25 protein-coding genes and 1 pseudogene are annotated in these 20,992 nt (G+C 37.2%); 11 read left to right on the top strand and 15 right to left on the bottom strand.

The window, feature by feature from the left end; all coding sequences use genetic code 11:
- The first annotated feature begins 26 nt into the window (after nucleotides 1-26).
- From ACZ5QH_RS03705 to ACZ5QH_RS03690, 4 genes are all read left to right on the top strand, one after another.
- Nucleotides 27-398 (top strand): hypothetical protein, encoded by a 372-nt coding sequence (locus ACZ5QH_RS03705; RefSeq protein WP_034610058.1) that lies wholly within the window; start codon nucleotides 27-29, stop codon nucleotides 396-398.
- Between the two features lie 9 nt (nucleotides 399-407).
- On the top strand, nucleotides 408-1,076 hold the full coding sequence (locus ACZ5QH_RS03700) for an LrgB family protein (RefSeq protein WP_004722933.1): 669 nt from the start codon (nucleotides 408-410) through the stop codon (nucleotides 1,074-1,076).
- Nucleotides 1,077-1,170: 94 nt separating this feature from the next.
- Nucleotides 1,171-1,614 (top strand): DUF2147 domain-containing protein, encoded by a 444-nt coding sequence (locus ACZ5QH_RS03695; RefSeq protein WP_004819221.1) that lies wholly within the window; start codon nucleotides 1,171-1,173, stop codon nucleotides 1,612-1,614.
- 70 nt (nucleotides 1,615-1,684) lie between these two features.
- Nucleotides 1,685-2,131: a DUF2147 domain-containing protein gene (locus tag ACZ5QH_RS03690; protein ID WP_004819219.1), complete on the top strand. Its 447-nt coding sequence runs from the start codon at nucleotides 1,685-1,687 to the stop codon at nucleotides 2,129-2,131.
- Nucleotides 2,132-2,261: 130 nt separating this feature from the next.
- Here ACZ5QH_RS03690 and ACZ5QH_RS03685 read toward each other — a convergent pair whose 3' ends face one another.
- The 5 genes from ACZ5QH_RS03685 to ACZ5QH_RS03665 form a co-directional block, all read right to left on the bottom strand.
- Nucleotides 2,262-3,110, bottom strand: coding sequence for a symmetrical bis(5'-nucleosyl)-tetraphosphatase (locus tag ACZ5QH_RS03685; protein WP_303576778.1), 849 nt, complete (start codon nucleotides 3,108-3,110; stop codon nucleotides 2,262-2,264).
- Nucleotides 3,111-3,923 (bottom strand): 16S rRNA (adenine(1518)-N(6)/adenine(1519)-N(6))-dimethyltransferase RsmA, encoded by an 813-nt coding sequence (gene rsmA / locus ACZ5QH_RS03680; protein ID WP_004722938.1) that lies wholly within the window; start codon nucleotides 3,921-3,923, stop codon nucleotides 3,111-3,113.
- Between the two features lie 27 nt (nucleotides 3,924-3,950).
- The gene (locus ACZ5QH_RS03675) at nucleotides 3,951-4,805 is read right to left on the bottom strand and encodes a hypothetical protein (protein ID WP_004819215.1); all 855 of its coding nucleotides are present in this window, start codon (nucleotides 4,803-4,805) and stop codon (nucleotides 3,951-3,953) included.
- Nucleotides 4,806-4,854: 49 nt separating this feature from the next.
- Nucleotides 4,855-5,826: a 4-hydroxythreonine-4-phosphate dehydrogenase PdxA gene (pdxA, locus tag ACZ5QH_RS03670; protein ID WP_004819213.1), complete on the bottom strand. Its 972-nt coding sequence runs from the start codon at nucleotides 5,824-5,826 to the stop codon at nucleotides 4,855-4,857.
- 424 nt (nucleotides 5,827-6,250) lie between these two features.
- A complete protein-coding gene (locus ACZ5QH_RS03665; protein WP_303576777.1) occupies nucleotides 6,251-6,820 on the bottom strand; it encodes a hypothetical protein in 570 nt (189 codons plus the stop codon).
- Nucleotides 6,821-7,071: 251 nt separating this feature from the next.
- On the opposite strand from ACZ5QH_RS03665, the gene rplM reads away from it, so the two are divergent.
- Complete coding sequence (rplM, locus tag ACZ5QH_RS03660; protein WP_004722943.1) at nucleotides 7,072-7,500, top strand: 50S ribosomal protein L13; 429 nt, start codon at nucleotides 7,072-7,074, stop codon at nucleotides 7,498-7,500.
- Between the two features lie 12 nt (nucleotides 7,501-7,512).
- Nucleotides 7,513-7,899: a 30S ribosomal protein S9 gene (rpsI, locus tag ACZ5QH_RS03655; RefSeq protein WP_004647927.1), complete on the top strand. Its 387-nt coding sequence runs from the start codon at nucleotides 7,513-7,515 to the stop codon at nucleotides 7,897-7,899.
- 177 nt (nucleotides 7,900-8,076) lie between these two features.
- On the opposite strand, the pseudogene ACZ5QH_RS03650 reads toward rpsI, so the two are convergent.
- A pseudogene (locus ACZ5QH_RS03650) lies at nucleotides 8,077-8,385 on the bottom strand (hypothetical protein); the annotation flags it as partial.
- A gap of 170 nt (nucleotides 8,386-8,555) precedes the next feature.
- Between ACZ5QH_RS03650 and ACZ5QH_RS03645 the strand changes: the two are divergent.
- The 5 genes from ACZ5QH_RS03645 to ACZ5QH_RS03625 all read left to right on the top strand — a co-directional run bounded on the left by ACZ5QH_RS03645 (nucleotide 8,556) and on the right by ACZ5QH_RS03625 (nucleotide 12,329).
- Complete coding sequence (locus ACZ5QH_RS03645; RefSeq protein ID WP_004722947.1) at nucleotides 8,556-9,209, top strand: glutathione S-transferase N-terminal domain-containing protein; 654 nt, start codon at nucleotides 8,556-8,558, stop codon at nucleotides 9,207-9,209.
- A gap of 26 nt (nucleotides 9,210-9,235) precedes the next feature.
- Nucleotides 9,236-9,676: a ClpXP protease specificity-enhancing factor gene (locus tag ACZ5QH_RS03640; RefSeq protein ID WP_239046407.1), complete on the top strand. Its 441-nt coding sequence runs from the start codon at nucleotides 9,236-9,238 to the stop codon at nucleotides 9,674-9,676.
- Nucleotides 9,677-9,691: 15 nt separating this feature from the next.
- Nucleotides 9,692-10,351 carry a hypothetical protein gene (locus ACZ5QH_RS03635; RefSeq protein ID WP_303576776.1) on the top strand — a complete coding sequence of 220 codons (660 nt, stop codon included), beginning with the start codon at nucleotides 9,692-9,694 and terminating at the stop codon, nucleotides 10,349-10,351.
- Nucleotides 10,352-10,809: 458 nt separating this feature from the next.
- Complete coding sequence (locus tag ACZ5QH_RS03630; RefSeq protein ID WP_303576775.1) at nucleotides 10,810-11,781, top strand: hypothetical protein; 972 nt, start codon at nucleotides 10,810-10,812, stop codon at nucleotides 11,779-11,781.
- Nucleotides 11,782-11,795: 14 nt separating this feature from the next.
- The gene (locus ACZ5QH_RS03625; RefSeq protein ID WP_004722957.1) at nucleotides 11,796-12,329 is read left to right on the top strand and encodes a GTP-binding protein; all 534 of its coding nucleotides are present in this window, start codon (nucleotides 11,796-11,798) and stop codon (nucleotides 12,327-12,329) included.
- Between the two features lie 352 nt (nucleotides 12,330-12,681).
- Here ACZ5QH_RS03625 and ACZ5QH_RS03620 read toward each other — a convergent pair whose 3' ends face one another.
- From ACZ5QH_RS03620 to acnD, 9 genes are all read right to left on the bottom strand, one after another.
- The gene (locus tag ACZ5QH_RS03620) at nucleotides 12,682-12,807 is read right to left on the bottom strand and encodes a nucleotidyl cyclase domain-containing protein (RefSeq protein WP_004819203.1); all 126 of its coding nucleotides are present in this window, start codon (nucleotides 12,805-12,807) and stop codon (nucleotides 12,682-12,684) included.
- A 743-nt stretch (nucleotides 12,808-13,550) separates the two neighbouring features.
- Nucleotides 13,551-14,267, bottom strand: a complete 717-nt coding sequence (locus tag ACZ5QH_RS03615) for a DUF1003 domain-containing protein (RefSeq protein ID WP_004819201.1) — start codon at nucleotides 14,265-14,267, stop codon at nucleotides 13,551-13,553.
- A 602-nt stretch (nucleotides 14,268-14,869) separates the two neighbouring features.
- The gene (locus ACZ5QH_RS03610) at nucleotides 14,870-15,337 is read right to left on the bottom strand and encodes a hypothetical protein (protein WP_034610031.1); all 468 of its coding nucleotides are present in this window, start codon (nucleotides 15,335-15,337) and stop codon (nucleotides 14,870-14,872) included.
- A 248-nt stretch (nucleotides 15,338-15,585) separates the two neighbouring features.
- Entirely contained in the window at nucleotides 15,586-16,035 is a 450-nt protein-coding gene (locus ACZ5QH_RS03605) for a hypothetical protein (protein ID WP_004819197.1), read from the bottom strand.
- 389 nt (nucleotides 16,036-16,424) lie between these two features.
- Complete coding sequence (locus tag ACZ5QH_RS03600) at nucleotides 16,425-16,628, bottom strand: hypothetical protein (protein WP_081407350.1); 204 nt, start codon at nucleotides 16,626-16,628, stop codon at nucleotides 16,425-16,427.
- 291 nt (nucleotides 16,629-16,919) lie between these two features.
- Nucleotides 16,920-17,495 carry a DUF4126 domain-containing protein gene (locus ACZ5QH_RS03595; protein WP_303576774.1) on the bottom strand — a complete coding sequence of 192 codons (576 nt, stop codon included), beginning with the start codon at nucleotides 17,493-17,495 and terminating at the stop codon, nucleotides 16,920-16,922.
- A 126-nt stretch (nucleotides 17,496-17,621) separates the two neighbouring features.
- Complete coding sequence (locus ACZ5QH_RS03590) at nucleotides 17,622-17,756, bottom strand: zinc ribbon-containing protein (RefSeq protein ID WP_004722968.1); 135 nt, start codon at nucleotides 17,754-17,756, stop codon at nucleotides 17,622-17,624.
- 170 nt (nucleotides 17,757-17,926) lie between these two features.
- Nucleotides 17,927-18,091: a hypothetical protein gene (locus ACZ5QH_RS03585; protein ID WP_303576773.1), complete on the bottom strand. Its 165-nt coding sequence runs from the start codon at nucleotides 18,089-18,091 to the stop codon at nucleotides 17,927-17,929.
- Between the two features lie 160 nt (nucleotides 18,092-18,251).
- Complete coding sequence (acnD, locus tag ACZ5QH_RS03580) at nucleotides 18,252-20,858, bottom strand: Fe/S-dependent 2-methylisocitrate dehydratase AcnD (RefSeq protein WP_151956806.1); 2,607 nt, start codon at nucleotides 20,856-20,858, stop codon at nucleotides 18,252-18,254.
- Nucleotides 20,859-20,992 lie beyond the last annotated feature (134 nt).

The raw sequence follows: 20,992 nt of genomic DNA, 5'->3' as shown, positions 1-20,992 counted from the left end.
AGATCAATTTTTATAAATAAACACACATGGATCAGTTAAAAGGTATCGATTGGCAAGCATGGATCTTCACAATAGGACTTATCATCTTCTTTCGTGAAGCTTCTGTGTTGGTGATGTCACAATTTAATCATCCTGAATTGGGCAATTTAACAGGTCTACTCAGCTTACTGTTTGTGTTGGTTTTATGGCGTAGATTCAAAAAAATCCCTGCCCGTCTGGTCGATACCAATAATAAATTAATGAGAGAAAGTGGCTTTGCTTTCCTACCGATATGTGCGGGTTCATTAATCATGCTGGTCAGTATGGGAAAAGAGATCCCCTTATTTCTGGTTGTGATGTTTGTCAGCACACTAATTCCACTCTGGATTTATGCAAAAATGGCGAAGAAGTGGCTATAGGAGGCTGATATGTTAAGTGTACTCACTGGGTTTTTAATCACTCTAATTGCCTATTTGGCAGCGAAACCAATTAATAAACGCTTTCCTCAAATTCCGCTTCTGGTCATTGGCATGTTTTTTGTGATTGGAATTTTAATGATTTTTAAAATTCCTTATGAAAAATACAATACCGATATGAATGGTCTATTTAGCCACCTACTCGGTTATGTCACTGTGGCATTGGCTATTCCATTAGCCGCAATGCGTTATGATGATTTACCACTGAAATCTGTTGTCGGGATCTTGGTGTTTGCCAGTATCAGCGCTGTTGCATTACCCATGAGTTTGGCTTATTTACTGCATATGTCAGAACCGACCATCATGGCCTTTGCCACACGTGCTGTGACTACGCCAATTGCAATCAATATTGCAACTTTATTGCACTCACCAGTCACATTGGTGATTTTGATCGTCATTTTATCAGGCGTGATTGGGGCCGCATTTTCATCGATTATTTTACGCAATATTAATGATGAACGCGCGTCTGGCTTGGCTTTAGGACTGGCTGCACATGCCATCGGAACGGCCCAAGCTTGGCAACGTGGCGCGGTTGCAGGTCGTTATGCAGCCTTTGGAATGGCAGTAAATGCGGTGTTCACAGCTATCTGGTTGCCAACATTTATACTTTTTATAAAATAAATGTGATTTAGTTTACTTTTCACATGATTGCCTAGAGTAATTATTCAGCTTAAGATGAACTATTCTTTCCCCCATTTTGATAAGGAATCAATAAATGAGGTTTAATAAGTTCATCTTAGGGACATTATTTTCTGTTTTAAGCTGTAGCAGTATGGCAAAAGATATCACTGGTACTTGGAAAAATATCGATGATAAAACTGGCTCATCTAAAGCTGTGCTTGAAATACGCAAAGAAGCCAATGGCACATATACCGGTAAAATCATCAAAATTACCCCACGTCCTGGTTATACTCCAAAAGAAACCTGTATAGACTGTCCAGCACCTTATACCAATAAGCCCATTTTAGGTATGGATGTTCTTAAAAATCTCAAACAAACCAGTGAAGAAGATTATGTTGGTGGAAAAATTATTGACCCACTTACAGGTAAAATTTATTCCATGAAAGCCAAACTCAACTCAAACGGTAATCGCTTAATGTTAAGAGGTTATGTGGGAGTGTCTGCACTTGGTCGTAGTCAAACTTGGATTCGTGAATAAGGTCTTATTCACTGATCACAACATTTAAACTTATCACAACATTTAAACTTAAAAGAAAATAGGTATGCTTATGAAAAAAGGAATTTTCAGTTGTATGCTACTGGGAATGATCAGTTGGACACATGCAGCTGACATCACTGGCACATGGCGCACTGTTGATGATAAAACAGGTTATGTTCGTGCACATATTCAAATCGAGAAACTAAAAGATGATACTTATGTCGGCAAAATCATTAAAGATTTTCCTGCACCCGGCGAAGCTGCTTTAACACAATGTCGCAATTGCCCCGCACCCTTTACCAATAAACCCATTATTGGCTTAACCATCTTACAAAAGTTAAAAGCTGATCCAAACAACCCAAACAGCTATATTGGTGGTGAAGTTCTGGATCCTCGCGGAGGAAAAATTTATCATGGCAAAGCCCGCTTAAATGCAAGTGGAAACCGCCTGACCTTACGTGGCTATCTTGGTATTTCACTGATTGGTCGAAGTCAGACATGGATTCGACAAGAATAATTTACTTTTTAATTGATAGATAAATTCGCCATTTAAAAGATTAAAATCATTGAAAATGGCGCATTGACACTATGCTTGAATCTCGTGACATTACCCAAAATAAAAGCCACATGTTGTGGCTTTATTCATATCAAAAAACAGGATTATCGACACTAAAAAGTTTTTGATCTTCTAGTCGATAAGCCAGCAGTTGATGCCCCCAAACACAGCCACCATCGACATTTTGGATTTGCGCATTGATGCGCTCACCTTGCAACGCTGCCCAATGTCCAAAAACGATCTGATGAGTTTTTGCTGTCTGTGATTCAAACTTAAACCATGGCTGAAAACCTGCTGGCATCGGCTCATCTAAAGCATCTTTAAAACTAAACTCTAAACGACCTTGTGCATCAGTCAGGCGCATACGGGTTAAATAATTGGTAATACAGCGTAAGCGAGCATGACCTTGTAAATCATCTGCCCATAAATCTGGCTCAGTGCCATACATCTCTTTTAGAAATGAATCCAGCACAGCAAAGTCATCATGCGCTAAGACTGCTTCTACTTCTTTGGCCAACGCGGCAGTCTTTTCCGCATCCCAAATATTCGGGATACCCGCATGGGTCAAAATCGTCTTTTCATTGGGAAATAAACACAAAGGCTGTTTACGCAACCAATCAACCAATTCATCACTTTCTAAAGCATGAATAACATCATCAATCTGGTCTTTTTCTTTGAGTTTTTTGATCCCACGTGCAACCGCCAGTAGATTTAAATCATGATTGCCAAGGACTGTCGCAGCATTGCCTTGTTCGCATAATTTTTTGATAAAGCGTAATGCACCCACTGAATTTTCACCACGCGCGATTAAATCGCCCGCAAACCAAATAAAATCTTGATCAGCATCGAACTGGATTTCTTTGAGTAGTGCTTTCAGTGCTTCAAAACACCCTTGTACATCACCAATCACATAATTATATCTGACTTTTTCCAGCGCCATTTAAGCCACCATTTGGTCAGATAATGCAACAAACTGAGCCAATGTTAAGGTTTCTGGGCGTGCCATTGGATCTACACCAGCATTTTCAAAACCATCTTCAACCAACATACCTTTTAAGCTATTACGTAATGTTTTTCGGCGTTGGGTAAACACATGCGATACCAAACGAGCCAAGGCTTTTTCACTTTTAGCAACAATTGGTTTAGTCGCATAAGGTTCTAAACGGAATACCGCAGATGTTACTTTTGGTGGTGGATTGAATGATCCCGGTGGTACTTCAAACAAAAAAGTAGGTTTACAAAAGTATTGAATCATCACCGACAAACGCCCATATTCTTTGGTGTTTGGAGATGCGGTAATACGATCAACCACTTCTTTTTGCAGCATAAAATGCATGTCTTTGACTTTGTCACCAAATTCCAAGAGATGGAAAAGCAAAGGCGTTGAAATATTATAAGGTAGGTTTCCGACCACACGTAAAGGACGACCTTCCTGAAATAATTCAGTAAAATCATATTTTAACGCATCAGTTTCAATGATGGTGAGGCGTTCAGGATGTGGTACTCGACCTGGCAAGCCTGCTGCCAAGTCACGATCCAGTTCTAGCACAGTCAAAGCGTCACATTCACCATTTAAAGGTGAAGTTAAAGCGGCTAAACCCGGTCCAATTTCAACAATATTTTCCCCTGATCGTGGGGCAACAGAACGAACAATTTTGGCAATCACACGTTGGTCATGTAAGAAGTTTTGTCCAAAACGCTTACGCGTATGATGCCCTTCATCTTTAGGGTTTAGGGCATTAATTTGATACATAAAATTCTCCACATTGATTGATGACCACTATTGCGTATTCGACTCTAACTTGCTTAGGCTATTAAAGATTTCATCAGATTTAGTTAAATTTTCCCTTGTTGCTTGATATATAGCAACTAAGGTATCTCGTTTTTTAAGCAGGTCGAGTGCCTCATGATGATCTAAGATCTTCGCATAATCTTCTTGAATTGATTGTAAGCTCTGACGCATCTCTGCATCTTTAACACGTTCAATACCTAATTCGGCATTACCTTTAAGCTGTGCTTGAAGATAAGTATCAAATGTATCAAGGTCAGACCAAAAATCTTCGATATTATAGACAACGTTTTCATCACCTTCAGATATTTTCTTCATTGAACGTGCAAAACGATCAGCAATAGAAGCTTGATTTTTCGAGATGATGACTTGAGCTGAGGGATAATTTGCTCGAATCATTTGATCCGTTAACAGATTGTATTCAGCTTGAATATCAAGAATAGTGTCTTGAATGATGATATTGAGGTCTTGTATGGCAATTATACTACTTTTATGCTTTACCAAAAGATCAATATTAGCATTGATTGCTTCTCCGTCTTTAAGCATTTTATCCATGCCACTATGATTCGCATATTTTTTATGCACCATTGCCAATGCTTGATTAAATTTTTCTTGGCTGTTCTTTAAATTATCTACAGTGAGTGAACCAGCATATTGCACAACATCTTGTGACTGTCTTGGAATTTGCAGTGACAAAACCCGTAAATCACATACACTGTGATCCATTGCAAGGTTCGAGCAAGCAGATAGCATAGAGGCGATCAATACAGCCGCTATGCTATTTTTTATGCAACGCTTCATGGATTGTGGTTTTATATGGTTGTTCTTATGCTTAATGATTGACATTACTCATTTTCCATTTGTTTGAAATTTAAATAATTATTATTCAATAAAGTTAATTCGAGCGAGCGAGATCAAGCGCTAAATCGACAGCGACATGCAAACTTGAACTTTTTGCAAGGCCTGTACCGGCAAGGGAGAGCGCAGTGCCATGATCTACTGAAGTACGAATAAAAGGTAAACCCAAAGTAATATTAATGGCTTCGCCAAATCCCTGCGATTTTAACACAGGTAAACCCTGATCGTGATACATCGCCAAAACAGCATCAGTACCTTTTAAATGATCCACAGTAAATAAAGTATCAGCAGGCATACTTAAACTCATGTCTATACCTTGCGCTCGATAACTTTCAAGCACTGGATTGATCGTATCAATTTCTTCATGACCTAAGTAGCCACCCTCTCCAGCATGCGGGTTTAAGCCACACACCAAAATACGCGGATGATTAATTTTAAATTTTGTTTTTAAATCATGAATAAGAATATCAATCACCTGATGGAGACGCTGTTTGGTAATGGCATCTGCAACGTCACGCAGCGGTAAATGCGTGGTCACTAAAGCGACTCTTAAGGTTTTTGTTGCAAGCATCATGACCACACGTTCCACACCAGCAAACTCTTGGTAATATTCCGTATGACCGCTGAAGTGGATCCCTGCGTCATTGATAATTGACTTTTGTACTGGCGCTGTAGCAACACCAACACTGAGTCCTTGCATGGCATAGTATGCAGTTCGGCGTAATTGTTCGATCACATATGCAGAGTTTTGCGAGTTTAACGTCCCTAAAACAACATCCACGGCTAAAGGAACATGTTCCACATAGAGCTGACCTTGAGCCAAACACTCCCTCTGCCCTTGATACTCAATAAGCTGAACGCTTTTGTTTAAAATTTTGGCACGATCCCTCAACATATTGATATCAGCCAATACAACAACTGGACGATCATCAATACGATCTGCCAAATCTAAACAAATATCTGGGCCAATGCCAGCAGGCTCACCACTGGTTATATATAAAGGAAGCATCTAGAACTCTTTTAACAGACCTTGCATAGATAGTATACATCGGTTCTAAATTATCATTTCCAATTCAAGTTCATTTTTATATCGAATATAACGGAAACATGTAAAAAATAAACCAAAAACAATTTCTCAAGAAAACTATGCGACTCAATTATAAACATTTTTTGTATTTCAGTTTTAGAAAGCTGAAATTTATAATGAAAAATATATATAAAAATACATTACTTATGCTGTAAATCAGCAATAAAATTAGCACGATTACAACTTAAGCTTAAAGTCTAAAAGAAATATCCTTTCCAAGACTATACCGCCCTACATATTTTCATCATTCTCATCTAAGTCAAAAGTTATCTATTCGATGACGATTCTTTTAGCAATTCATTCTATAAAAATTAACGGATTGAATATCACATCTTAAATAGAATGCTTAAAGCTGACTTTTAGTCGCTGGACGAGTTTCTGGTTGAGCTTGCTCTTGATCAATCTCAGAGAAATCAAACATCGATTCAACCTCTTTCCCACACTTGGCTGGGTCAATATGTTGATCAAAGATTATTCTGACTCGATGGTCAGGTTCAACTTTTCCATAGACTGTATATTCGCTACTTCGGCTTTTATCGTCATCATCCTTCCATTGCACAACCGCATCGACTTCTTCACCAATCGGGATGTGTTGCGTTTGAATAAGCAGTCCAACCGCTTGGCAAGGATATGCGGATTGAATTTCCTCACTAAAATCGACCGTCATCCATTTGGCATCCAGGATCGTCTCCAGTTCTTCTCGCTGTTGTTTTCTTGCTGCTTTTTCTTCCTTGGTTTTTCCTGCTTGTTTTATTTTTTCATTTTCCCATGCTTTTTCATTTTCTAGTATGTTCTTTGGATTCATTTGATTGAACTGGACTTGCTGATCCAGCAAATCCGCTTGAGCAAAACAGAGGTTTAAGTTGCCTACGCCGAATAGCAGTAGAACGAATTTTATTGAATTTATTATTTTCATTTTTGCCTGACTTATTTTCTTTATATCACTTTAATTATTCATGAATCCCGTCACAATTCCAATATAAATCAGAAAACCTTACAACATTTTATCCAAACTAAGCTTTGCTTTTGGGTCCGTTTATCCATATAATGATGCGCTTGAAATTCAATATTTCAATTGCGACTCTAACTCTTTTCAGATAGAATTCGCACTCCTTTTTGTTTGGACAGATTCCATAGTCCAAACCAACTATAATAGGTAGTGGTTTAATGAAAACTCTCAGCGCTAAGCCAGCTGAAGTTCAACACGACTGGTATGTTGTTGATGCTTCTGGCAAAACTTTAGGTCGCCTTGCGACTGAAATCGCTCGTCGTTTACGCGGTAAACACAAAACTTCTTATACGCCTCACGTTGACACTGGTGACTACATCGTTGTGATCAATGCTGAACAAGTACAAGTGACTGGTAAAAAATCACTTGATAAGAAATACTATCGCCACACTGGTTTCCCTGGTGGTATTCGTGAAACTAATTTCGAAAAATTAGTTGCTCACAAACCAGAAGAAATCTTCGAACGTGCTGTAAAAGGCATGTTGCCAAAAGGTCCTCTTGGTTACGCGATGATCAAGAAAATGAAAGTGTACGCTGGTACTGAGCATCCTCATACTGCTCAACAGCCACAAGTTTTGGACATCTAAGGGATACAGCACATGGCTACTAACTATGGTACAGGTCGCCGTAAGACCGCAACTGCACGTGTTTTCCTATCAGCTGGTACTGGTAAACTCGTAATCAACAACCGCACTCTTGAACAGTATTTCGGTCGTGAAACTGCTCGTATGGTTGTTCGTCAACCACTTGAGCTTTTAGAAGTTACTGAAAAATTTGACCTTTACATCACTGTTGCTGGTGGTGGTATTGGTGGTCAAGCAGGCGCTATCCGTCACGGTATTACTCGTGCATTGATCGCTTCTGACGAGACTTTAAAACCTGCTCTTCGTCAAGCTGGTTTCGTTACTCGTGATGCTCGTGAAGTTGAACGTAAGAAACTTGGTTTACGTAAAGCTCGTAAACGTCCTCAATTCTCTAAACGTTAATTCGTTTACCGAATCGGACAAAAAACCTCGGCATTTGCCGAGGTTTTTTTATGGGGTAACTATTCGAAGTTATTTTGTTTTATCTCGTTTAGAACAGTCCATGACAGCGTCAGAAATCCCATCGGCAGCTTTTGATTCTGTAATCGTACAGCCATTTTCCTGATAAGTTCGAGTTTCCTTAGAAAACTTATGATCTTTCGGAATCGGTGCATTACACGGCTTATTGGTCTTTACATTGACCATTTTCACGGGTCCATCGTTATAGATCGTCACCTTACAACCCTTTACAACGTATTCTTGCTCGATCCCTCCATACATTTCATCTTCAGAAGCGTCAGATGCAACATCACAAGCCTCATCTGCGCGACATAAGGCCCCTGCTCCAGCCACTTCCGCACCAGCAGCTTCGATTGCTTCAGCGGCAGCCTCTTGTACTTGCGCATCTACAGATTGCTTCTTTGCATATGTATTTGAAATGCCCATCATCAATAGCAATGCCAACGCCAATTTACTGTGCTTATTTATTAAATTCATAGGTTTATCCTTGTTTTCTATCTATTTGATAGCAATACCCACCATAAGCTTATTAAAGTTAAGATGATTTTATTGTCTATTTTTAGTATTCTACTCTATTCACTTCACTTAGTTTTTGGAATATGCCTGTCGAAAATGCACCTCAACAAGGGATTACGTTGTATAGCCACGAGGATGACTTTCGTTCACATTGGATTAGATTTCTTCTTGCAGAAAAACAAATTAAACACACCTTAATCATTGTCGAAGAAGATGACGAAGATTTAGCCAGTTTAAATCCATATAATCAACTGCCTATGCTGATTGAAAATGATTTAAAGCTGTTTAATACCAGTATTATTTCTGAATACTTAGATGACCGTTATCGACAAAACAAACTCTATGCGGATGCCCCAGCACCACGCGCAGAACAAAGACAGTATATTTGGCGCTTTGAACAAGATTGGCTGAAACTTGCAGATATTATGCTACGCCACCCAGATACACTTAATGAAGCTGCAAAAAAGAATGCACAAAAACAATTAAAAGATACTTTGGTATCCCTTACCCCACTTTTTCAACATTATCCTTATTTTATGTCTGAAAACTTTACAATTTTAGATTGCATGTTAGCGCCAATTTTCATACGGTTAAAACATATGGGAATTGAATTACCGAAACAGCAATCTCGTCCAATTTTATTATATTGCCAACGGATTTTTAGCCGCCCAGCTTTTTTAAAGTCGATGACTTTTAAAGAGAAAAACAGATATAGTGAATTTCTGGCAAAATTCTAGATCGCAAATCAATAGAGTACTTTTTAATGTCTGAACAAGAATTGAACTTAACCCCAACTCGACCATACCTTGCACGCGCAATATATGAATGGATTTGCGACAACAATTTAACGCCATACTTACTTGTTGACGCAACCAAACCCTATACCGATGTACCACAACAATTTGTACAAGATGGGCAAATTGTATTGAACATCGCACCACATTCTGTGCATATGTTAAATATGACCAATGAGGCAATTACCTTCTCTGCTCGTTTTAGTGGTGCATCTAAAGATATCTATGTACCTATAAATGCGGTATTAGGCTTGTATGCACGCGAAAATGGACAAGGATTATTCTTTGATCCAGATGAATATGCCAATGTGCAAATAGATGAAGATGTTTTAGAATCAAATACTAGTGAAGAAGTAGAAACTAAAACTGAGACACCAAAGAAAAAACCAAGTTTAAGAATTTTAGAATAGAACAAGGAGAACTGAATGGCTTTTGATCTCGTACAATACTTTGCTGAGCAGATAAAGATTCAAAAGCCTCAGCTATTATCTCAATTAGAGCCTGCTCAACGTATAGCACATATTGAAGAACTCAATGCTTTAACGTTGGGTAAACTCATTACGCTATGGCGTAAAGATGATGATGCGTTGTATCAAGAAATTCTTTCGCAAGATCAGTTATACAGCCAAGAAATTTCTCGACATCTCACCACCTCTACTCAGAATAAATCCAGTTTAGATAAATCTATACTTGAACCAGCAACAACGGAAATTCTTGAACTACAGCTTGCTGAATTAAAGCAACTTGAAACAGCGGGAAGTTTAGGTAAGCGAGGTCTTCGAGAATTGGTGATTGGGCAAATTGAGCACCTATCAGGTCAGGCGAAAGATTGGGTTTGGTCAACAAACGAACTAACTGAACTGATTGGCTTTCAACCTGTACCCGAAGAAGAGATATCATTAGATGAAACGATGAAGGAGTTTAATCAAATGGTCAATGTTCAAAAAGCAGATCTTCATACAGATCATCAAGACGTCGTAGTAACCGAAACGGCAAACCCAACTTGGGCTAAAATTGCAGAACCTGTGGTGGCACTTGTGGTTTTGTATATTCTTTTTGAAGCAGCAACGAAGCTTTTTGCTTAATTTAGTTTGATAATTAAAATTTATAAAAAGCGATCAAAATGATCGCTTTTTTTTCATGTAAAAAATACTTAAGTAATTTTAATCATTTCACGTGATTAAAATCACAGTAATAATATTATAAATGATAAAATATGCACAATCATAATAAATATTCAAATCACTATTAAGTTAAGCTTTTATTGATAAAAATAACTAAGCAATTTATTTAACTTTGAGATAGATTTTTTATAATAACTAATGTTAATTTAAAGCTATGAAACTCTCTAAACTTTAAGAAAAATTAACAGTTTACACAGGAGGATAATAATGTAAGAAATATACTGATTAAATGCCAAGCAATTAAACATTAAAAAAATGATTTTACTGGAAAAAGAACAAATCTAGCGTTAACTTAAACTAACTACGACCGTTAAAAAACAGTTTACACTTTAATTTTTTAATATTAGATAAGTGATATTATGAACAATCAATGTATCAATATCGCAATTTCAGGCTTAGGTTTAACCACCTCTGACGATCTTAAAATAAGACTTAGAAAAATTTTACCAACCAATATTGGTATAAATTGGACAAGTGTTTCAGATCAAAATATAAATTGTATTTTGATCAATGAGCAGTTTTTTGAAAATAATAATATCCAGAATATTATCCAAAATAAAAATATTCCTTATTTAAAAATTTCAAAACATAGTGAGCATAAAGAAAGTGCAGAAGACAATTTACTCTGCATCCCGATTTATGACGAATTCACATTGAAAAACTGGGTCAATATCAAATTACTGCATAAGACCGAAACAGAACAGTTGGAACTTAGCCAAGTTCCCGATGATGAAGCTGAGGATCAGCTTGAAATCAAAGAAATTGATTTTTTTGCAGCGCTTTTCTATCACGACAGTCGCAAAGTCATTTTAAATGATCATCTCGGCACGATTGCGATTATCGACCATCATGCGCATTTGGCATGGCTAGAAGCCACCCGTGAAGAATACCAAACAGATCGCTCGATACACTACACTGCGGCAGTCACTGCGGACTTTATAAAAGTTTCTCGTAAACGACAATTCAACTTAGAAAATTGGTTATTTAACCTAATTTGGAAAAATCCCAATTTAATCACCGTACCTGCGGCTGATAAATATTATCGTCTCAAATTTTGGGTTCAACCCAATGAGTTGGATAAGAAATTACTGTTACAACTAAGTGCATGCTTTATTTCTGGAGCTGAGATCCAACATGTCTCAGACAAACTCAACATTCCAGTCGCAACCGTGCAGCACTTTGTTGCTGCGAATCTAGCCATCCATAATGCTGAACTGATTTCAGCAAAAGAAAGTCTATTTGATAAAACACCAAGTAATACTGAGCAAACGGAAGAAAAAGGGATTTTAAAAAGCTTTTTTAACAAATTAAAAAGTCGATTTAAATTTTAAGGGATAAATACACGATGATTATTCAGAAATATAAAATTGTTTTTGCAGGTTCAATGGGGGCAGGTAAAACTGAAGCAATTAAATCATTATCAGAAGTACCTGTATTAGCAACAGAAGCATTTAACACCGATGATCGTAGCCATAAAAAACTAAACACAACCGTGGGAATCGATTATGGCGAAGTAACGCTAGATGATGGCAGTAAAGTTGGGCTGTATGGCACACCAGGACAAGGTCGCTTTGACTTTATGTGGGGTGTGATATGCAAAGGCGCGATTGGTACGATTCTGTTGATTGATCATAGCTTAGCAACCCCCTTAGATGAACTCGAATATTACCTCAATATTTTTAAACAATATGGTGAAAACATTGTGATTGGAGTCACCCATATTGATGATGATATGAATAAGCCAACGCACCAATACCGTCAATGGTTGATGGAACGTAATTTAAATTTACCTGTGTTTTTTATTGATGCACGCAAGAAAGCCGATGTGTTATTGCTCTTAGAAACCTTGATCACCACATTAGAAGTAAAATATTTATAGACTATTGATATGTATTCGCTTACTGGAAGCGTATTCGGATACTCAAAAGTCACTATATTTAAACCAGTTAATTATTCATATAAGTGATATCTATCAAGTCATTGATCAGAAATTAAGCTTATGTTTTGTATGAACTTTTAGGAAATTTTGGTTAACAATTGATTTTTTTATATAATTTATTTAATTAATTAAAAATATTAATTAATTAAAATTATATTCTTGTGTATGCGTTTTTTGACAGGTTAACTATATTTAAAGCCGTTATTTAAGCAATGGGGAAATAAAACCGAATCCACTTGATAGCATAAAGGAATAAAATCTTTAGCCTTATTACTGCTTGTAAGGCTACTGTTTATAAGATTGCATGAATTGTTGTTTGTGACTTACCTTGTGCTTTAGACTGATACATCAATAAATCTGCCTGATGTGTTGCATCATCGACATTGTCAGGTAATTCATTGTAAATACGGATTCCCATATTAAAATCGATACCGAATTTTTGCTTTAAGCCACTAAATAAGAAACTATTTCTAAGTCGTTTTGCGTAGCCCTCAGCTTGAATTGCAGAACCTAAAACAACAACACTTCAAAAATCCAATTAAATCGATGTTTTAATTAATTTTAATAATCGAATTCAGACGTCATTGAGTCACTTATAGTTAAAATATTCAATAAAGTAAAGTTTTGAATATGATGATTTTTAGCTTCTTATAGGTAATTTGTTAATTGCTTTGTCGGTAAGTTAATCAGATCAAATAAATGGAATTGTACAGTATAGTTTTTATGGAATTTTTCAGGATGAGCGGGAAAACAACTCTGGTTTACTTCAACTATTAAAACTTTGTAAGTTTTAATCCTATTGCCTATAAACTTTTGATTTATAGCGTCCTAAGCCGAATCGAGACCTTGTGGGTAAGTACTACACTCACGTTGTACGTAACTGGTAGCAATCTACTCTTTTCGATCCCTTACATCCTTGAGATAAATATTAACGAAATCGGCTCGGGATTATTTTCCTAAGATTAAGATTTTCTCGTGAAATTTAGAATTATTTCCCGCAATCAAACACAATCTCAGGATTTTTTATCTTTTATATTTCTAAAATGAGTTTTTATTGCAAACTAATTTAAAAAATCGAGAATATATTTCTGTTCTTATCAACAAAGATGCAACCCCCAAAGAGCCGTAACGCTCAAAAGCTTTTTCTGTATTTTTAATCTTTCACTCGTCTTTTTTTATTTCTCTTTTATTCATTTCCGATAATAAATCCAATTGAATTTCCTGAATTTTTGCCAGTTTATCCCACTGATGAATGAGTAAATGATCTATTTTTTCATGCAAATGACGGATTTCTAATTCAGCTTTCAAATTGACTTGATAATCATTTTGGGAGCGTAAGCGATCTTTGGCTTCTTGACGGTTTTGGCTCATCATAATAATTGGTGCTTGTACTGCAGCAAGACAAGATAAAATAAGATTTAATAGAATAAAAGGATAAGGATCAGCAGGTTGTTTTACGATCACAACTGTGTTTAATAAAATCCAAACAACTAAAAAAAGCATAAAACAAATTAAAAACGTCCAACTTCCGCCAAAAGTCGCAATTTTATCTGCGAGCCTTTCCCCAATGGTCCATTTTTTTTCGAGTTGTGTTTCAGTATTTTTTGTTATTAATTCATGCTGTTGCATACTATTAAGCACTTCATACTCTAGGTTTGACACCTCCCCCTGCTCCGATTGAAGCAAAGATTGTACATACTGCATACGATATTTGGTTAAATCTGCTTTACAAATATAATCCTGCGCAGACCAATTGGGAAAATCTCGTGCAATTTCTTCAGTAATAACCTTACGTATAGCCCCGAGCGGAACAACATTCGCATGTGAAAAAGTTTGATTACATATCAAGCAAATATGATTTTCATTTTTATCATTCATTGCACTACTCTTTATCATTGTTTGGTTTCAATATCTGTCATTATTTGAATAAAGTATAGAACTTATTTTAATGTGATGCTGTGATGAAATCATTTTGCTTTGATGTATTTTTCTGATGTTTTGAATACTTTTGAATAGGCTTAATTGATGAGTCTTATTTGAGATTTTCACATTATTTTTATCGAATTTTTCAGGATGAGTGGGAAAACAATTCTGGTTTACTTCAACTATTAAAACTTGGTAAGTTTTAATCCTATTGCCTACAAACTTATGGTTTATAGCGTCCTAAGCCGAATCGAGACCTTGTGGGTAAGTACTGCACTCACGTTGTACGCAACTGGCAGCAATCTACTCTTTTCGATCCCTTACATCCTTGAGATAAATATTAGCCAAATCGACTCGGGATTATTTTCCTAAGATAGATTAATTTTTTTATTTTTTAGGAAAATTTTCCTTTAAAAGTTACTTAATAAAGAAAATTTTTCAACAAAGCTTATTCAATGATTTTTTATTGCATAAATTCTAAAAAAAATGCAAATTTAATTTATAAATTTGCATTTTAGTCATTCTATTTAAATGATCACACGCTTTAATCTACTAACTTAAGACGCATCTTTTAGCGAGGTTGTTTTACTATCACGCAAAATATCTTCCAAGCCTTGGGTATCCTGATTTAAAAATGCGGTTAAACTCGCTTTTACCTGTTCAAGCGTACTGTGTTTGATTGCAAATACTTCTTTATTTTTCCGTGTCATCAAGCCAAATAATTCACGTTGTTGAAAAATCAATTTGATATTGCTTTCTATCTTAAATTCAAAATCCTCACTTTTTGCATAAGCATTTAATGTAATTTTTAAAAATGCTTCTGACACTGAGTTCAACACTGTAAAAATAGTGTTTCGACCATCCAATTGTAATTGCAAAACGCGTTGACGGCGCCAACTGATACTTTCAAATTTCGCCAATATCTCAGCAACGTCTAAATCGCTCTCTTGCTCCATCTCACGCTCATCGGTGTGATTAGGATACTGAATTTGAATTTCAAACTTGTTCATTATTTTATAACGCATACCCTTAAAATCTATTTGTAGTGTAACAACACTCTTTAAAATTAATAGCGACCCCAATCAAAAAATTATAAATTAATCCTTGATTTTAAATTAAAAATTGTAAAATTTATCACTATATTTAATTTTTATATGCACTAGGTGTATTTTATCTTTTGGTCAAACAATCAAACCCGTTTATTCTTTTTTTACAGATCAATAAGGAAGCTCAAGCTTCCTTACTTTTTATAAAAGATGTCGATCTCTAGTCATTATGCCAAACGATGCTCTTGCAGCATTTTTTTATGCATCAATTGTCGATATTGTTCTGTCATCTCTTCGATTTGCCCATTTAGGAATAAGCTGAGCTGATCTGAAACTTGCGCTTGGTTTAAGTTTTTATACACCACATCATATTTCTTTTTGCGCGTTAAAAATCCCAAAAATTCTTTACTTTCAACAACCAGTTGGATATTGCTATCGATCTGAAAAACAGGGTCTGCTTTACTCGAGTGTGTATTTAACTGGATATGTAAATAAAGTTCTGTCTCCGTGTCCTGTACAGCAAAGGAAATATCAGAATTTTCAACTTGTCCCTGTGTCAGGAATAAACGGCGCCAATTGATCGCATAAAATTTTGCACGAATTTGCTCAATGTCCTCTGCCTCAAATGATACGATATCTTGTGCAGGCAAATTGATCTCGACCTCGAACTTTCTCATTGTTCTCACCTATCCATGTGATGTTTATATTATGAGCTATTAATAGCATTTATATCTTTGTTTTAAAACAAATATTTATGTTAAATCATTAAAATTTATTACTTTTTATCAAACACTCATCACAAAAATCAGATTATTTATTGATGAAGTTTTTATTAATTTTTCTATTTTTATATCAACCAGTAAAAAGTATCAGCATCTTTCAATTCTCAAGTTATTTAAAAAAATGAGTCAGCATAAGCTTTCGTCGTGACTTCAAACAATTGACGTTTAAAATATACATTTCAATTGAATAGATATACGTTCTATCCCTTTTAATGTTATGCAGTTCCACCACATAAAGATGGAACAGCAGGTAAAATTGGTGCTGGTTAAAGGCTATCAGCTGCTTAACAACAGCAAACACATCCCTTAATTTTTTCACGAGGCCAATTCATCTTTGCTCGTTTAATTGCCAACTCACTTGTCGCAAAAAAACCCAGTAGATTTTGATTTTCCGCCTTAGGTAAATGCTCACAAGCTTTGCTTGCATTGTGTACTTCATATACACCATTGGCTTGCGCATTTACATTGATAATAAATTTGTCCATCATAAAAGTTTCCCCCAATACTCTTAAAAAGACCTTGAGATTAAATCCATAAAAACGATGTTTTTATTAATCCCATAATAAAAGTATGCCTTTATGGTGCAAAAATCAATCTCTCTTTTATTGATTTATTGTTGGGGAAATTTGTCTTTGTATTCGATTTAAAGTGAATCAACTTCCTATGTCAAAAACCAGAAAACACTTAATCCAATTTAATGACTCAACCCAATTGAATTGAGTCATAATCCTCTTTGAATCTTGATAAACAGTTGCTTCAAAAGTGCTTTAACACACTAACTACAATGGATGAACAACGCTTTCTTGTTTTTTCTTTCTTAACCAGCGAACCGCTACCACCATCAAGATAATGCCAACAATCACCACCAATACAGGAACGATAAGTGATAATACCGATACCACGATTGCCCCAATCCACTCACCTGTAGACACCAAAGGATTGGCTATTCCGCCTGTCGTTGCAGTAGATACACCACGAACCGCAACCGTTCCCATTTGTACAGCTGTTGCTGTACCACCACCAACGATAATCGCAGCCGCCCAGCTTGCAAACTGTGACATTTCACCTGTACTGACCGCCATGGTGGTCAATGTTCCAGCTACCATGGCTGCTGGCGTGGCAATAGTATCTAAAGCATTGTCGACCCAAGGAATATAGTACGCACCAATTTCACAAATGGTTGCGACAGCTAAGCCAATACATACCGATGGTATCGCTAACCACTCAAAACCTTTCATTGGCTCAAACCAGCCCATCAGTGATGCAACACTCATCACCAATAACGGTACAAATACACGAAAACCGCAGGCGGCACTTAAACCAATGCCAATACATAGACTCAGGATTGTTTCCATAATGATTTATCTGCCTTTTTCTCGTTATCTTTTCAACTATTATTAAATTAACAAAAAGCCCTATCACTGGATAGGGCTTTTGCTTAAAACAGGGAGTATCTGTTTTATCTGTGCGGCTTAGCAATCTTATTTTTTAAATTGATTGCCAAGGCATTTGGTACACTGGGGTAAACGATCTGTACCAATTTCTAAGTAAGTGCGATGTCCGCATTGGACACAAAAATAGAAGCCTGTTCCGGGTTTTTCGCCAGCAGTAACCATTTTTGTTCTCCATAGGTTTTAGAAATGGTGAATAAAGTATAGCCATATTTTGATGTATGTCTACTGTCTATTTCTAAAAATGATGGTGTCATTTTTGCAAGAAATGATTTCAAGAAAGAAATTTATGGTTTTTGAGAGCTACTGCTTAATCATTAAATAGCGCAAACCATTTAAAGCTCTTCTTTTTCTTGAGGTGGTTCATCTGTTCTTTCTTCCTCATAAAAATCATCAGGCATCTGTGACAATACATTTAAAAGGCGCTCAGCTGTGATTGATTCATCAGAATTTACCGTATCACTTTGAGTTTTTCGTAACAAAGATATTTTATTCCCCAAATAAAAACCCCACTTAACAGTAGGGCTTTTTACAACACTATCAATTACTTTTTTCTTTAATCTCCCCCTCTTACAAGGTAATTCTTCTCACATTTAAAAAGAGAAGAACTCCCTCCTTTTTCAAAGGAGGGTTGGGGAGGATTTAAAGAATAAAATTCAATTAAGCCACTTGCCCTTCCAAGAAATCCTGTGCAAAACGTTGTAATACCCCACCCGCTTCATACACATGCACTTCTTCTTCAGTATCCAAACGACAAGTTACAGGAACTTCAATCACTTCACTCTTACCATCAACCGTGGCACGCTCAATCACCAAAGTTAAGTCTGTACGTGGTGCAATATTACCAATCACACTATACAGCTCAGTACCATCAAGCTTTAAGGTTTTACGGTCGGTGCCCGCTTTAAACTCAAGTGGTAACACGCCCATACCAACAAGGTTAGTACGGTGGATACGTTCAAAGCCTTCAGCCACAATCGCTTCAACCCCTGCAAGACGAACACCTTTCGCAGCCCAGTCACGGCTAGAGCCTTGACCATAATCCTTACCAGCAATGATGATCAATGGTTGCTTACGATTCATATAAATCTCAATCGCTTCCCACATACGCATCACTTCGCCTTCTGGCTCAACACGCGCTTTAGAACCTTGTTTGATGGTGCCGTCTGAACGAACCACCATTTCATTAAACAGTTTTGGGTTGGCAAAAGTTGCACGTTGCGCAGTTAAATGGTCACCACGATGCGTTGCATACGAGTTAAAGTCTTCTTCAGGAACACCCATTTTATGCAGATATTCACCTGCTGCCGAATCCATCATAATTGCATTCGATGGTGACAAATGATCCGTGGTAATGTTGTCAGGTAAGATCGCAAGTGGACGCATATTTGACAATGTACGTGGTGCAGCCAAAGCCCCTTCCCAATACGGTGGACGGCGGATATAAGTACTTTGCGGACGCCAATCATATAACGGGCTTTCTGATTTTTCTGTCACACCCAAATCAAACATCGGGATATACACTTTACGGAACTGTTCAGGTTTTACAGATTGTTTAACCAACGCATCAATTTCAGCATCCGATGGCCAAACATCTTTTAGGTAAATTGGATTACCGTCTTTGTCATTGCCCAATGAATCCGTTTCAATATCAAAACGAATTGTGCCTGCAATTGCATAAGCCACCACTAAAGGCGGTGAAGCCAAGAATGCTTGTTTTGCATAAGGATGGATACGACCATCAAAGTTACGGTTACCTGAAAGTACCGCAGTGGCATACAAATCACGGTCAATAATTTCTTGCTGAATCTTTGGATCTAAAGCACCAGACATACCGTTACACGTCGTACATGCATAAGCCACGATACCAAAACCAAGCTTTTCTAAATCTTCGAGTACGCCAGCTTCTTCAAGGTAAAGTGCAGCAGCTTTAGAACCTGGTGCAAATGATGATTTCACCCAAGGTTTACGTACTAAGCCCAATTCATTTGCTTTACGTGCCAACAAACCCGCAGCAACGGTATTACGAGGGTTTGAGGTATTGGTACAAGAGGTAATCGCGGCAATAATGATTGCACCATCAGGCATTAAACCATCAGTACGGTTTTCAACTACGCCTGCAATACCTTTCTCTTTTAAATCTGCTGTTGATACACGTGCATGTGGGTTTGATGGACCGGCAATATTACGTGTTACCGTTGAAAGATCGAAACGAAGTACCCGAGGATATTCTGCTTGTTGCATATCCGATGCCCAAAGACCAATTTCTTTGGCATAACTTTCCACCAATTTGATTTGGTCTGATTCACGACCAGTCAAGGTTAAATAATCAATGGTGTTCTGGTCGATATAGAACATTGCCGCAGTTGCGCCATATTCTGGAGTCATATTGGAAATCGTTGCACGATCTCCTACAGACATACTGTCCGCACCTTCACCAAAAAATTCTAAATATGCACCCACTACACGTTCTTTACGCAAGAATTCTGTAAGTGCTAAAACGATATCTGTTGCCGTGATACCAGCTTTACGCTGTCCCACCAATTCCACACCGATTATGTCTGGAAGACGCATCCAAGATGCACGACCCAGCATGACATTTTCAGCTTCCAAACCACCAACACCAATAGAAATTACACCCAACGCATCTGTATGTGGTGTATGTGAATCTGTACCGACACAAGTATCTGGAAATGCGATACCTTCACGGTTTTGAATCACTGGAGACATTTTCTCCAAGTTAATTTGGTGCATGATGCCGTTGCCTGCTGGGATCACATCGACATTTTCAAATGCTGTTTTGGTCCATTCAATAAAGTGAAAACGATCTTCATTACGACGGTCTTCTACAGCACGGTTTTTTTCAAATGCATCTGGGTCAAAGCCACCGTATTCCACTGCTAGAGAGTGGTCAACGATCAACTGCGTTGGTACAACAGGATTAACTTTAGCGGGGTCACCGCCTTGGTCTGCAATCGCATCACGCAAACCTGCAAGGTCGACTAATGCTGTCTGCCCAAGGATGTCGTGACATACCACACGTGCTGGATACCAAGGGAAATCATGGTCTTGTTTACGGTTAATCAGTTCTTTTAAAGACTGTTCGAGAATGGCAGGATCACAACGACGTACCAGCTGTTCAGCCAATACTTTTGAAGTGTATGGAAGTTTTGCATATGCGCCTTGCTGGATATCTTCTACGGCTTGACGCACATCGAAGTATTCGAGCTGGGTACCTTGCAGTGGTTTACGATAGTTGTTATTCATTAGTTTTGTGCCTCTTGCATCATTTTGTACTGCGTGTCTAATGATTGGCATAGTACACTGTCGAAAACCCATTTCCCAAATCGTTTATATTTCATAAGCTTAGATATAAAAACAGGGGTTTTGGAAATATTTAG

It is taken from the genome of Acinetobacter sp. Ac8 (genome assembly GCF_055392545.1).
Note: the sequence above shows the minus strand (reverse complement) of the source record. Positions and strands in the feature narration are given on the sequence as shown.

Coding starts and splice junctions, on each gene's coding strand:
- ACZ5QH_RS03705 (WP_034610058.1), top strand. CDS start 27: ATGGATCAGTTAAAAGGTATCGATTGGCAAGCATGGATCTTCACAATA.
- ACZ5QH_RS03700 (WP_004722933.1), top strand. CDS start 408: ATGTTAAGTGTACTCACTGGGTTTTTAATCACTCTAATTGCCTATTTG.
- ACZ5QH_RS03695 (WP_004819221.1), top strand. CDS start 1,171: ATGAGGTTTAATAAGTTCATCTTAGGGACATTATTTTCTGTTTTAAGC.
- ACZ5QH_RS03690 (WP_004819219.1), top strand. CDS start 1,685: ATGAAAAAAGGAATTTTCAGTTGTATGCTACTGGGAATGATCAGTTGG.
- ACZ5QH_RS03685 (WP_303576778.1), bottom strand. CDS start 3,110: ATGGCGCTGGAAAAAGTCAGATATAATTATGTGATTGGTGATGTACAA.
- rsmA (WP_004722938.1), bottom strand. CDS start 3,923: ATGTATCAAATTAATGCCCTAAACCCTAAAGATGAAGGGCATCATACG.
- ACZ5QH_RS03675 (WP_004819215.1), bottom strand. CDS start 4,805: ATGTCAATCATTAAGCATAAGAACAACCATATAAAACCACAATCCATG.
- pdxA (WP_004819213.1), bottom strand. CDS start 5,826: ATGCTTCCTTTATATATAACCAGTGGTGAGCCTGCTGGCATTGGCCCA.
- ACZ5QH_RS03665 (WP_303576777.1), bottom strand. CDS start 6,820: ATGAAAATAATAAATTCAATAAAATTCGTTCTACTGCTATTCGGCGTA.
- rplM (WP_004722943.1), top strand. CDS start 7,072: ATGAAAACTCTCAGCGCTAAGCCAGCTGAAGTTCAACACGACTGGTAT.
- rpsI (WP_004647927.1), top strand. CDS start 7,513: ATGGCTACTAACTATGGTACAGGTCGCCGTAAGACCGCAACTGCACGT.
- ACZ5QH_RS03645 (WP_004722947.1), top strand. CDS start 8,556: ATGCCTGTCGAAAATGCACCTCAACAAGGGATTACGTTGTATAGCCAC.
- ACZ5QH_RS03640 (WP_239046407.1), top strand. CDS start 9,236: ATGTCTGAACAAGAATTGAACTTAACCCCAACTCGACCATACCTTGCA.
- ACZ5QH_RS03635 (WP_303576776.1), top strand. CDS start 9,692: ATGGCTTTTGATCTCGTACAATACTTTGCTGAGCAGATAAAGATTCAA.
- ACZ5QH_RS03630 (WP_303576775.1), top strand. CDS start 10,810: ATGAACAATCAATGTATCAATATCGCAATTTCAGGCTTAGGTTTAACC.
- ACZ5QH_RS03625 (WP_004722957.1), top strand. CDS start 11,796: ATGATTATTCAGAAATATAAAATTGTTTTTGCAGGTTCAATGGGGGCA.
- ACZ5QH_RS03620 (WP_004819203.1), bottom strand. CDS start 12,807: ATGGGAATCCGTATTTACAATGAATTACCTGACAATGTCGATGATGCA.
- ACZ5QH_RS03615 (WP_004819201.1), bottom strand. CDS start 14,267: ATGAATGATAAAAATGAAAATCATATTTGCTTGATATGTAATCAAACT.
- ACZ5QH_RS03610 (WP_034610031.1), bottom strand. CDS start 15,337: ATGCGTTATAAAATAATGAACAAGTTTGAAATTCAAATTCAGTATCCT.
- ACZ5QH_RS03605 (WP_004819197.1), bottom strand. CDS start 16,035: ATGAGAAAGTTCGAGGTCGAGATCAATTTGCCTGCACAAGATATCGTA.
- ACZ5QH_RS03600 (WP_081407350.1), bottom strand. CDS start 16,628: ATGATGGACAAATTTATTATCAATGTAAATGCGCAAGCCAATGGTGTA.
- ACZ5QH_RS03595 (WP_303576774.1), bottom strand. CDS start 17,495: ATGGAAACAATCCTGAGTCTATGTATTGGCATTGGTTTAAGTGCCGCC.
- ACZ5QH_RS03590 (WP_004722968.1), bottom strand. CDS start 17,756: ATGGTTACTGCTGGCGAAAAACCCGGAACAGGCTTCTATTTTTGTGTC.
- acnD (WP_151956806.1), bottom strand. CDS start 20,858: ATGAATAACAACTATCGTAAACCACTGCAAGGTACCCAGCTCGAATAC.